This is a genomic window from Propionicimonas sp. (assembly GCF_047606205.1).
In the GTDB taxonomy this organism is placed as follows: domain Bacteria; phylum Actinomycetota; class Actinomycetes; order Propionibacteriales; family Propionibacteriaceae; genus Propionicimonas.
In genome coordinates this window covers 1-11,480 of the sequence record NZ_JASGES010000011.1, presented here as the reverse complement: position 1 = coordinate 11,480, position 11,480 = coordinate 1, and the positions used below count along the sequence as shown (strand labels likewise).

General features: G+C 71.4%; 11 protein-coding genes. 4 read left to right on the top strand and 7 right to left on the bottom strand.

The window, feature by feature from the left end; all coding sequences use genetic code 11:
- Window positions 1-235: 235 nt before the first annotated feature.
- On the bottom strand, window positions 236-1,501 hold the full coding sequence (locus tag QM633_RS00685) for an MFS transporter (RefSeq protein WP_415151795.1): 1,266 nt from the start codon (window positions 1,499-1,501) through the stop codon (window positions 236-238).
- 112 nt (window positions 1,502-1,613) lie between these two features.
- Here QM633_RS00685 and QM633_RS00680 point away from each other — a divergent pair, with 112 nt between their 5' ends.
- Window positions 1,614-2,531 carry an AEC family transporter gene (locus QM633_RS00680; RefSeq protein WP_415151794.1) on the top strand — a complete coding sequence of 306 codons (918 nt, stop codon included), beginning with the start codon at window positions 1,614-1,616 and terminating at the stop codon, window positions 2,529-2,531.
- A 197-nt stretch (window positions 2,532-2,728) separates the two neighbouring features.
- Here QM633_RS00680 and QM633_RS00675 read toward each other — a convergent pair whose 3' ends face one another.
- Together QM633_RS00675 and QM633_RS00670 are read right to left on the bottom strand one after the other, a co-directional pair.
- A complete protein-coding gene (locus tag QM633_RS00675) occupies window positions 2,729-4,582 on the bottom strand; it encodes a glycoside hydrolase family 3 N-terminal domain-containing protein (RefSeq protein ID WP_415151793.1) in 1,854 nt (617 codons plus the stop codon).
- Window positions 4,579-5,124 (bottom strand): sigma factor-like helix-turn-helix DNA-binding protein, encoded by a 546-nt coding sequence (locus QM633_RS00670; protein ID WP_415151792.1) that lies wholly within the window; start codon window positions 5,122-5,124, stop codon window positions 4,579-4,581. Before QM633_RS00670 ends, QM633_RS00675 begins: the two co-directional genes overlap by 4 nt.
- 343 nt (window positions 5,125-5,467) lie before the next feature.
- Between QM633_RS00670 and QM633_RS00665 the strand changes: the two genes are divergently transcribed.
- Entirely contained in the window at window positions 5,468-6,058 is a 591-nt protein-coding gene (locus tag QM633_RS00665) for an SAF domain-containing protein (RefSeq protein WP_415151791.1), read from the top strand.
- Window positions 6,055-6,819, top strand: a complete 765-nt coding sequence (locus QM633_RS00660) for a hypothetical protein (protein ID WP_415151790.1) — start codon at window positions 6,055-6,057, stop codon at window positions 6,817-6,819. Before QM633_RS00665 ends, QM633_RS00660 begins: the two co-directional genes overlap by 4 nt.
- A 30-nt stretch (window positions 6,820-6,849) precedes the next feature.
- On the opposite strand, the gene QM633_RS00655 is transcribed toward QM633_RS00660, so the two are convergent.
- Window positions 6,850-8,664, bottom strand: a complete 1,815-nt coding sequence (locus QM633_RS00655; RefSeq protein ID WP_415151789.1) for a tyrosine-protein phosphatase — start codon at window positions 8,662-8,664, stop codon at window positions 6,850-6,852.
- 250 nt (window positions 8,665-8,914) lie between these two features.
- Between QM633_RS00655 and QM633_RS00650 the strand changes: the two genes are divergently transcribed.
- Window positions 8,915-9,781, top strand: a complete 867-nt coding sequence (locus tag QM633_RS00650; protein ID WP_415151788.1) for an A/G-specific adenine glycosylase — start codon at window positions 8,915-8,917, stop codon at window positions 9,779-9,781.
- A gap of 227 nt (window positions 9,782-10,008) precedes the next feature.
- Here the strand turns inward: QM633_RS00650 and QM633_RS00645 are convergent, their stop codons facing one another.
- The 3 genes from QM633_RS00645 to QM633_RS00635 all read right to left on the bottom strand — a co-directional run.
- Window positions 10,009-10,155, bottom strand: a complete 147-nt coding sequence (locus QM633_RS00645) for a hypothetical protein (protein WP_415151787.1) — start codon at window positions 10,153-10,155, stop codon at window positions 10,009-10,011.
- Between the two features lie 140 nt (window positions 10,156-10,295).
- A complete protein-coding gene (locus QM633_RS00640) occupies window positions 10,296-10,463 on the bottom strand; it encodes a hypothetical protein (protein WP_415151786.1) in 168 nt (55 codons plus the stop codon).
- Window positions 10,464-10,816: 353 nt separating this feature from the next.
- Window positions 10,817-11,480 (bottom strand): hypothetical protein (locus tag QM633_RS00635; protein ID WP_415151785.1); only part of this gene is annotated, 664 nt, incomplete at its 5' end.

Genomic DNA, 11,480 nt, shown 5'->3' with positions numbered 1-11,480 from the left:
CGGTTCTCTACTCGGTCCACTCCCGGGACGGGTCTGCTCGGGTGGACCGAGTAGAGAACCGTCCCCAACCCGGTCCACCAACCCGGTCCACCCGTCCCCAACCCGGTCCAACCGTCCCCAACCCGGTCCACCCAGAACACCCCGGACTGCTGCCGACGTCTGGGCGGCCCTGACCGGCTGAGCCTCCGGCAGTCTGGGGAAGGGGCCGGGCCGCAGCCTCGGAGGTCAGACCGCCTCAGCTGGTGCGGCGTCCGGAGCCCTTGGACGGACGGAGCGTCAGCCGGGCGGCACCGGGCAGGAGGCGAGGCAGCCACCAGGCCGCCCAGGCCGCGCCGGCGATGCTGGTCCAGCCGGTGGCGACGCTCGCCGTGACCACCCCGGCGACACCGCTGGCCGCGGCCACCATCGCGGGCCCGACCAGCGCACCCGCGTTGGTGAGGCTGTTCCACAGACCCAGCCAGCCGGCTCGGTTGCGGGCGGGGGTCAGGTCGGCGCTCAGCGTCTTGTTGATGCCGGCGCCGAGGCCGTTCCCGACGGCGAACACGATCGAGATGCCCACGAACCCCGGTAGCGTCGCCGCATGGCCGGCGAGCAGGAAGCCGATGCCCATCAGCGCCAGGCAGGGGACGAGGACGGCCGCGCGTCCGAACCGGTCCATCAGGGTTCCTGCCGGCAGGATGAACGCCAGCTCGACCACGGCGGCCGCGGCGAACACCAGCGACACGGTCGCCTCGGAGTGCCCGTAGGCGTTGCCGAGCAGGGGCAGCAGCAGGTCGCGGTTGGTCCTGGCGACGGTCAGCACCAGCACGGCCAGGCCGACCAGCAGCAGCGGACGCAGGATGGTCGAGCGTGCGGGTGCCGGCTCGTCCGCGTCCGTCCTCACCCCGGTCGCCACGCTCGCGTGGGGGGCGACGAAGGAGACGATCAGGGCCAGGCTGACCACTGCGGCCACCAGGTGGACGATGAAGGCCGCAGATGCTCCCGCCGTCGCGATCGCTGCGGCACCGACCAGCGGGCCGAGGATGCGTCCCACCCGCATCATGCCGCCGAAGAGGGTCATCGCCCGGGCCCGCAGGTGCGCGGGCACCTCGTCGGCCAGGTAGGTCTGACGGCCCAGATCCCAGGTGAGGTCGCCGAGGCTCATCACCAGGATTCCCGCGCAGAAGAGCGGGGCCGCCCAGGCCGGCACGGCGCCCGGCGTGCCCGCCCGCGCGGCGACCAGACATGCGACGATCGACGCGATCGACACCAGCCCGCCGATCACCAGCGCCGCTCGCTCCCCGATCCGCGCCACCAATTGGCCGGTGGGCAGCGGGCCGACCACCACGACCAGCCCCGCGACGGTGCTCAGCAGGGCCACCTGCGTGACGCTGAGCCCGAGGTCGAGCCCGACCAGCGGCAGCACCGGCACGATCGCGGACGCCCCGGACGCGTACAGCACGGTGGGGAGGTAGATCGGCAGCACGAGCCGGCGCAGCAGGACGGAGAGCTCGCTCGCCATCGACCCACCTCCCAACTATCTCGATATCAAGATATCCCGTTCTCCGCCGCGTCCCGTCTCGTGGTACCCCCGTCGAGACCGTCGCCGGCGGGCCGGGCGATAGGTTGCGCGCATGCTGGACATCGTCGTGCGGGCCCTCTCGCTGGTCGCGATCGTCGGCATCGGGGTCGTGATCAAGCGGGTCGGCTGGGTGAGCAGGGACGACTTCGGGGCATTCTCGAAGATCGTGCTCGGCATCACGCTGCCGTGCGCGCTGTTCACCAGCTTCAACGACTACCACCTCGAGTACGCGCTCCTGGGACTGACCGTCCTCGCGTTCGGCCTGAACCTCGCTCAACAGCTGATCGGCTATGCGATGGCCGCCCGGCGGGGACGCAGGGAGCAGGCGTTCGCCGTCCTCAACTCGGGCAGCTACAACATCGGCGCCTTCGCCACGCCGTACCTGGCCGGGTTCATGGGTCCGCACGCGATGGTCTACTCGACCCTGTTCGACTTCGGCGGTGCATTCTCGTCCGCCGGCCTGGCCTACGGCTGGGGCATGACGCTCGCCAGCGAGCCGGGCACGCACGGCCGGCGCCAGCTCGCCCGCACCCTCGCCGGCTCGCCGGTGTTCGTGACCTACGTCGTCCTGCTGGCGATGCGTCTGCTCGACCTGCGGCTGCCGGACGCGGTGATCACGTTCACCTCGATCGTCGGGGCGGCCAACCCGTTCCTCGCGATGCTGATGATCGGCATCGGGCTGGAGTTCCGGCTGCATCCGTCGAAGTACCTGGCCGCGGGCCGGATGCTCGCCGTCCGCTATGCCTTTGCGACGGCGGCCGCACTCGCGTGCTGGCACCTGCTGCCGCTTCCCGCCGACGCCCGCCTGGTCGTGGTGATGGTTCTGTTCGCGCCGATCGCGTCCATGATGCCGGTGTTCACGGCTCGCGCCGGCCTCGACGTGGAGCTGGCCACGCTGATGAACTCGGCCAGCATCCTGGTCGGCATCGTCGCGATGCCCAGCCTCTACCTCGCCCTGCACACCCCCTGACCCGTCACTGGTCAGATCGCCGGTGAGTGGCGGGGACGGTTCCTTTCCCGTTCGCTGGTCCGTCCCCTTCCCGTTCGCGAGCCAGGACGGGCATCTGAACGGGAAAGGAACCGTCCCCTGAACGGGAAAGGAACCGTCCCCGGGTGCGCCGACTGACCCTGGCCGGGTCGGCGGACGGGGACGCGGGGTGGGGGCGGTCAGGCCGGGTAGCGGAGGCCCTCGCCGAAACGGAACAGCGGGTCGGCGGTGTCGAAGGGGACGTCGGGGCGGCTCGCCTCGACGGCGGCCATCGAGCGGGGCAGGTCGAACGGCAGGTCGCCCTGCGGGCCGGCCACCCCGGTGATCACGTCGAGCAGGGCCGCGTCACTGACGCCGAAGCTGACCAGCAGCGCGGCGACCGCGTCCGCGAACGGCGTGAGGATCGCCGGACGGTCGCAGAACACGTCCACCACGGTCGGCACCGCGGCCGCGACCTCGAGGACGTGCGCCACCACCTCGGCGTCGAAGTCGAGCGAGCCGGAGTGGAACCGGTTCTCGAAGGCTGTCGGACGCTCCTCCCACGGCGCCCGCAGGCGCAGCACCGCGAGGTCGGCGTCCGCGGGCGCCGGCACCAGCGTGGCGTACCGGGACGCGACCTCGGCCGAGAGCCCCTCGACGTACAGCCGCAGCGCGGGGACGGCCAGCGGCGGCTCGACCATCAGCAGGTCAGGAGACGCCACCGGCGGCACCGCGACGACCGGAGCGGCGACCGGGAGCACCGGTCGACCGTCGGCGTGGGTCAGGTTCCGCAGCAGCACCACGGACGCCCGCTGCGCGGCCAGGCCCGCCTCCCGGAACTCCGGCCTGCCGACGATCCCGCCCGCGGCCTCCGCGTCCACGAACGGCCGGTCGAACAGTCCCAGGACGAACTTCTCCCTGAGCAGCCGCCGGGCCGAGACGTCCAGCCGTTCCTCGCTCACGTCGCCGTCCCTGACGACCTCGATCAGCAGCTCGGGGCAGGCCTCGCCGCCGAACTGGTCGACACCCGCCTCCAGCAGCCGCACGATCCGCTCCCGTGGGGTGAGGTGCTCGACCCCCCAGGCGCGGGCGGGGAACGGGTCCCCCATGATGAAAGAGTCGGTGATCAGGCCCCAGTCGGTACACACGATGCCGTCGAAGTGGTACCGCTCGCGCAGCATCCCGGTCACGACGGCCCTGTTGAACGCGAAGCCGACCTCCGCCAGGTCGGTGCCCACCGGCATCCCGTAGTACGGCATCACCTGGCTGACCCCGACGGCGAACGCGGCCTCGAACGGCTTCAGGTGCAGGTCGAACTCCCCACCCGGATAGACCTGTTCGCGGCCATGGGCGAAGTGCGGATCCTCGCCGTCCTTCTGCGGCCCGCCGCCGGGGAAGTGCTTGACCATGGTCGCGACCGACTCCGGCCCGAGGACGGGCCCCTGGAACCCGCGGATATAGGCGGCGCCCAACTCGGAGGCCAGCTCGGCGCCCTCTCCGAAGGTCTGCAGCTGGCGCGACCAGCGGGGCTCGGTGGCGAGGTCGACCTGCGGGTGCAGGGCGAGCCGGATCCCGACCGCCAGGTACTCCTGCCTGGCGGTGTCGGCGAACCTCTGCACCAGCGCGGCGTCCCTGACGGCGGCGAGGCCGAGCGGCTCCGGCCACACCGAGAAGCTGCCCGCCGACAGCGCCGCGCCCGGGTTGTCGGACGTGGTGTGCCGCGGGTCGGTGGACAGGGTCACCGGAATGCCGAGCCGGGTGGACGCGGCCACCTCCTGGAGGCGGTTGTGCCAGGTGGCGAAGGCCGTCGCATCGGGCGCGGCGCCCAGCACGTTCAGGTGGTTCATGTGGCGACCGCGGATGTATTCCTCCGCACCGGGCAGGCCGAAGGCGGGGTTCGGCGCCGACAGCCCACCGGACGGGTCGGGCAGGATCATGTTCTGGAAGAGCAGGCCTGCCTTCTCCTCCAGGGTCAGTTGGCCGAGCAGGATCTCCACGCGGTCGGCGACCGGCAGGGAGGCGTCCCGGTAGCGGACGTCGATCTGCTCGCTCATGGCTGGTCCCCTGTCTCGAAGCGGCGGTGGACGCCGGGCTTGATGCTGCGGACGGTGTCCGCGACGTCGGTGAGCGCGAGATCGGGGTGGGTGCGCGCGAGCCTGGCCAGGTATCGGGTTCCCGCGCGGGCGAGCCGCGACCGGACGGTCTCGGTGGTGGTCCGGAGCACCTCGGCGGCCTCGGCGTCGGAGAGCTCGTCCCAGAAGCGCAGCTGGATCAGTTCGCGGTCGGCGTTCCGGAGCCGGCTGAGCGCGGACAGGAAGTCGTCGGCCGGCGTGCGGGTGCGCCGGGGACGGATGATCGCCGCGCCCTCCCGCAGCCGCTCGAGCACACTGAACTGTTCGGCGTAGCGCTGGTAGCTCGCCAGGACCACCCGCTCGATCGATGCGTACAGGTCGTGCAGGTCGTGGTCGGCGTGGACGTCGAGCTGCCCGAAGACCTCCTCGGCCATGTCCTCGGGATCCGCGACGCCGACGGCCCGCCACTCGCACGCGGCCACGACGAGCCCGCGGTAGGCGACCACCATGGCTGCGAGGTTCACCCGCTCAGGTTAGCGAGTCCCGGGGTCGGCGAGGCGAGCGAGGGACGGGGCGACCGGGCCGCGGCCACGTGCTCCGCCGGCGGCGACGGCGACGTGCGCACGACCGGGTCCAGGGCCGGTCGGCACCCGAGGTCTCAGGCACGTTCCGGCAGGGCGAGCCGCGAGCGCGTCGCCGAGACCGGTTCGCGGAGTTGTCCACAGCCTTGGCGCAGCCCCTAGGAACGGAGACCCGACGTCCCCTACGATCGCCTGATCGTCGGCGCGGCCTGCCCACCACCCCCGGTTCGCACCGCGGCGGCGCGAGGGGACTGCGATGGCCGGACACGGAGAATCCGGTGGGGCCGTGCGCGCCCGCCGGAACGCACGCTGGATGGCGGCGGGGGTGATGGCGGTCTGCCTCGGCGGGCTGGGCGCGGCCCTGCTCTACGGCAACCTCAGCAACGCCCACAGCGTGATCACGGTCACCCGGACGGTGTTCCGCGACCAGGTGATCACCGCAGACGACCTCGGCGTCACCTCGGCCTCGGACGTCGCAGGGGTGGACACCGTGCCGGTCGAACGCATCGACGAGGTGGTCGGACGCACGGCACTGCAGGACCTCACCCAGGGCAGCCTGCTCAGCCCGCGCGCGTACGGGGAGGCGGCGGTGGAGACCGGCAGTGTGCGGGTGGGGCTGCGGCTGGCCGCCGGCCGGATCCCGTCCTCGCCGATGCCGCCGGGCACGGAGGTCCTGCTGGTGCCGGTGGCGAGGGACGGCGGGGACGTGCCGGAGGGTGCGAGCGTGGCGGGGCGGATCGCGACCGAGCCGTCGACGCTACCGGACGGGGCGTCCGTCGTGGACGTGACGGTGGCCTCCTCCGAGGCCGAGCGGGTGGCCCGGCTGGCGGCGGGCGACCAGCTGGTTCTGGTGCGGCTGGCGGGCCGGCCACGGTGAGTGTCCTGCTGCTCACCTCCGCCGGGCACGCGCCCGGCGTGACCGCGCTGGGAGTCGCCCTTGCGGTCACCTGGCCGGAACCGGTGCTGCTCGTGGACGCGAACCGCGAGCCCGACCAGACTGTGCTGGCCGGCCACCTGCAGGGTGCCGACCCGGCCGGACGCGGACTCGGCGGCCTCCTGCAGGCACACCGCGAGCGCCGCCCGTTCGCCACCTGCCTCGACTCGATGACGGTGCCGCTGGGGGAGGAGCGCAGGGATTTCCTGCCCGGCTTCTCGCACCCGGGGATGGTCTCGCTGTTCGGCTCGGCGTGGAGCGAGCTCGCCCGGGCGCTGGAGGACGCGGGTCGGACCGTCCTCGTCGATGCCGGCCGGATCACGCCCGAGGGGCTCCCGCCCGCGCTCGTCGCCGGGTCCGGCGGAGTGGCTGTGGTGACGGGCAGCCGTCTGGTCGACCTGGCCGCGCTGCGGTTGTACCTGCCGTTGGTCGTGGCCGCCGCCGGACAGGAGCGGGTGGGGCTGGTGGTGGTCGGTCCGGGCCGTCCGTACGGGTCCGGAGAGATCGGTCACCGCTTCGGCGTCCCGGTGTGGGGCAAGCTCAGCTGGCAGCCCACCCAGGCCGCGGTGTTCGCGTCCGGAGAACCCGCGCCGCGGCGGCTGATGCGCAGCGCCTATGTCGAGGACGTCCGGGCGCTGGGCAGGGTGCTCGCCGACCGGGCCGCCGACCGCCGCGCGCTGCTGCGCGAGCCGGGGCGGGGCTGACCGAAGCCCGCCGGCGTACGCGTCGCCGGGTCAGCCGAACTTCGCCTCGAGTTGGGAGAGGGTGCGGCCGGACAGCTTCAGGCCGTTGCTCAGGTAGCCGTCGATCGACCCGTACTTCTTCTTGGCGAGGCTGACCGCGGCGGCGAAATCCGACACCGGCGCGCCCGGGGTGCGGGCGAACTCGGTGGCCACCTGGCCGTCGGTCGCCCCTGCCGCGTACATCAGCATCGCGACGGCCCAGCCGGTGCGGTCCCTGCCCTGGCTGCAGTGGATGAGCACCGACCCCTTCGTCACCGCCGCGGATCGCAACGCGGACGCGAACGCCTTGCGGCGCGACGAGCTGGTGACGTACAGGTCGTACTCGGCGCCGAGCGGGACGGCGTAGCGAACCCGCTTCACCCCGGACAGCTTCGGATCGGGGTACTTCTTCGCGGACGCGGAGTCGCGCAGGTCGATGATCTTCCCACCGGCCAGGGCGCCGGCGAGGACGAGCCGGCCGTTCTTCGTCGCGCCGGAGAGCCGGGCGGACCGGTAGAGGGCGCCCGCGGCGAGCCCCGACGTGGCGAGGGCGTCGCGGACGTTGTTCACGCCCGCCACCTCGGGGGAGTGGGGGTAGGTGACCACCTGCACGAAGCGGGACGACCAGAAGATCTCGGCCTTCGCGAAGCGCTGCGTCCAGACACCGGTGCCGGAGACGGTGGCCCGCCACCGGTTGGAGGTGGGGTTGCCGAGGATGTCCGCGCCGCCGTTCCTCAGCCAGGTCTCGTAGACGCTGCCGGTGATCGTGTGGCCGGCGATCCTGGTCGAGCCGGTTCCCAGCGTGGTGATGTCGGCGTCGAAGCTGACGTCGGCCACGACCGGGGCGTGGTCGGAGGGGATCACCCAGCGGTCGTCGTAGAACCAGTACTTGGTGCCGGCGACGTCCTTCTGGACGGTGTGCGGCCCGGTGGAGACCTTGTAGCTGGTCACAACGGCACCGATCGGGGCCCAGACGTAGTCGAACGTGCTGCCGCTGGTGCGCACCGCACGGTAGGTCTTGACGCCGTTCACGGTGGCGGTCATCGACTGCAGCGAGACCGCGTTCGGGATGTCGCTGTCGTCGGCCATCGACCAGTCCGCGGCGTTCACCAGCCCGGAGCCGCTCAGCACCGTCAGCGGGGCGGCCGCCGTCCCGGTGCTGCCCTGCTTGGTGTTGAGGTCGCCGGTGAGCACGAACGGAACGGCCATCGTGCTGCTGACCGAAGCGATCACGCTGTTCACCCGCTTCGCCTCGGCGACCCGCGACGCCGCGGCGGCCTTACCCTCGGCCGCAGCAGACAGGTGGGTGTTGAAGACGACGAAGGTGCGCCCGCTCCTGCCGTCCCTGAGCTTCGCCCAGGTCACCCATCGGTCGCGGAGGAGGGCGACGCCGTCGGCGGTGGCGGTCCGGGTTGCGCCGGAGTCGAGCAGGCTGAACCGCGAGGTCAGGAACGCGATCGGGTCGGCGTTGTCGAGGTGGACGAAGGTGTAGTCGGCCAGCAGGGGGACCACCGTGTTCAACTGGAGGACGTCGCGACCGCCCACGCTGAGGGTGCCGAAGTTTTCCTGGAATCCGATCACGTCGGGGTCCTCGTTCTCCACCCAGGCCGCGACCTGGTCGTCGCGCAGGTCCCAGGCGAGGTCGGCGGGGGGAACGTCCGGGAATTTGCCCGAGCTGTCCGCGTCGGAGGTGAGCACGTTGTAGCTCATCACCCTCACGTCGAGGTCGGAGGCGGCGGCAGCGGCGACCGGCGCGGACAACGGGGAGAGTGTGGTCACACCGAGGAGCGCGGCGATCGCGACGGCGAGGGTTCTTCGGACGGGCACGGCGTCAACTCCCGGGGTTGGTGAGCGGCTTCCCCACCAGCATCGCCCCTCGGTGGCGAATTCCCCAACCTTCTAGGGGGCTGCTGATCAATGCTGTTCCGAGCGAGGACGTGCCGGGCGGGATGAGCGGCAAGGCCACATCTTGTGGGCGATCCTGGCCCTATGCCCCAAGGTGTGGCCGCTGCGGATCGCCCGATCCGGCGCGCCGCAGCCGGGACATGATTGTTCAGCAGTCTCCTAGGCTGTGGGCGTGCCCGATCTCGCTGTCGCGTTGGCCGTGTGGTACCGCGGGAACGCGCGTGACCTGCCGTGGCGTCGGCCGGGTTTCGGGGCGTGGGGGGTGCTGGTCAGCGAGGTGATGCTGCAACAGACGCCGGTGAATCGGGTGGTCCGGCACCTCGAGCTGTGGCTGGAGCGGTGGCCGACGCCGGTGGCGCTCGCGTCGGCGACGCCGGCCGAGGTGCTCGGGCAGTGGGCGAACCTCGGCTACCCGCGCCGTGCGCTGTGGCTGCACAGGGCGGCTGTCGAGATCAGTGAGCGGCACGGCGGTGTGGTGCCGCGGGATGTCGACGCGCTGCTCGCGCTGAGCGGGGTCGGGGACTACACGGCCAGGGCGGTGGCGGTGTTCGCGTACGGCGAGCGCCATCCGGTGGTCGACACCAACACGCGCCGGGTGCTGGCCAGAGCGGTGGCGGGGCGGTCGCAGCCGGGACCGCCGTCGCGGCGTGACCTGGCCGTCATGGCTGCGTTTCTGCCTGAGGACCCGGCCCTGGCCACGGTGGTGAACGCCGCGACGATGGAGCTCGGCGCGACGACCTGCGTGGCTCGCACGCCGCGGTGCGGCGAGTGCCCGATCCGGGAGGAGTGCGCGTGGCGGCGCGCCGGCTACCCCGACACCGGGGACGCGCGGCGCCGGCAGCAGACCTACGAGGGCAGTGACCGGCAGGCGCGCGGGGCGGTCCTGCGGGTGCTGCGGGAGTCGGCCGGCCACGCGGCGGAGCTGGCCGGTGTTCTTCCCGACTGGCCGGACGCCGCCCAGCGGCAGCGGGCGATGGCGTCCCTCGTCGCCGACGGCCTCGCCGTCCGCTCGGAGACCACCCTGTCGCTGCCGCACTGAGGGCCACGTCGTCGAGCCAGAGTCCCTCGATCCATCCCCGAGTCCCTGCGAACGGTGACACGCACGTCGCGCGGGTGGACACCGGCGGCGAGATGCTCGTCGGCCTGGCTGCGGCGGGCCCGGTCTCACCGGTGTGAGTGAGCGCCAGAACGTGGTGTCGTGGATGGCGTTGCTGCGGCGCGCCAGCTGGAGTTCGGCTGCGGTGAGCCACTCGGCACCGGGCTGGGTCAGCGGTGGGCCCGCAGCTCGCCGCGATATTGGGCGAGCAGGCGACGGGACTTGCTGTATTTGGCCACCAGTCGAGTCCGGGTCTCCACGTCGAGCCGGGCGAGCCGTTTCGGATCCGAGTTGTCGGCGATGTCGGCCAGCTTCACCTGGTAGGCGAGGCCGTTTGCGGCGACACGGCGGTAGTAGGGCGCGCGAGGCTCGTTGGGGCGATGAGTGATCGCTTCGACCGCGGCGGCCGCCTCGGGTCGGAACAGGCCGCCAGGCCCTTCAGGGTCACCGACGTGTCCTAGACGACGTCGCGAAACAAGGCCACTGCCCGGCATTCGTGCGTCGTCCGCAGCGCCACCCCACGGGGATGCCCGATGTAGGGCAGACGTGCCTTGTCCAGCTGTCCTGCGGGAGCCTCCGTCGCCACCTGCTCGGCGAGGGCGACTTCGGCTTCGTAGTTCCTCATGCGAGTCCTCTCGCTCACCGGAATGGTTCGCGGCAAGAGGACGATTCGGCCAGCTTCCGGACGAGAAGGTCGGAATTGGGCCCACCCGGACTGACGTGGTCAATCAAGGGCTCTTCCGCGCTCGGAGGAGCCCCAGCCCAAATGCAGATAGCTATTCGAGGAACGCTGTCTGCCCAAGACCCTACCCAGGCTCTTGCCCAGGAATGGCCGCCTGGTGAGCAGGCTATCTCCGTTCTAGTCCGAGCTCACCAGGAATCTCGGGTCAGAACGGCGATAGCCGATGCGATAAGGGAATGCCCGGTGCCCATCCGTCCCCGCGCGCAACGACCGGGACGGATGGGCACTATCTGCTGCTACCTGATCGACTTGACCAGCTTGCTCAGGCCGCTGAGGCTGGTTCTGCTGAAGGGCGAGCTGGTGGCTTCGCCGTTCAGTCCGGACAGCTGATCACCTTCAACGGCCCACCCGCCATCCGCGGTGCTGATCATCTCGTAGGTGCCATCGTCCTGCCGGCTCAGGAGGAGAAGGACGATGCTGCTCGATGAGTCCGCGAGCAGGGTGGTCGACGACTCGCGGTACGTGACGCCGTCGAGTTTCCCGCCGAGTTGCCGCACCTGTATGGACTGGCCGGGTTGGATCGAGCCCTTCAGCACGTCGTTGACCTCGACCGTGGAGGTCGTAACGGGTACTTGGAGGTCCTCGATGCCCTGTTCGGTTGGGGTGGCACCGAACTGAGGGTTCGAGGCCGCGTCACCGTCCATGTTCGAGACATCCGGCTCCAGGACGTCGTCCGCCGATGTGATCCAGGTGCCTCGCACGACCACGTCAGCGGCCGCGACTGCGTCATCCAGGGTGTCGTAGGTGGGGTAGTCGGCCACCATGGTGAGCGTGTCACCGTCTTCCTCTGCGGACTTGCTGGGCAGGTGGTCGAAGCAGTAGTTGACGTTTGCCTTGTCGTACGCGGTGGGCGACCCCACCTTTGAGCGGTCACGGCTGTGCTTCATGAGCGAACTCTTG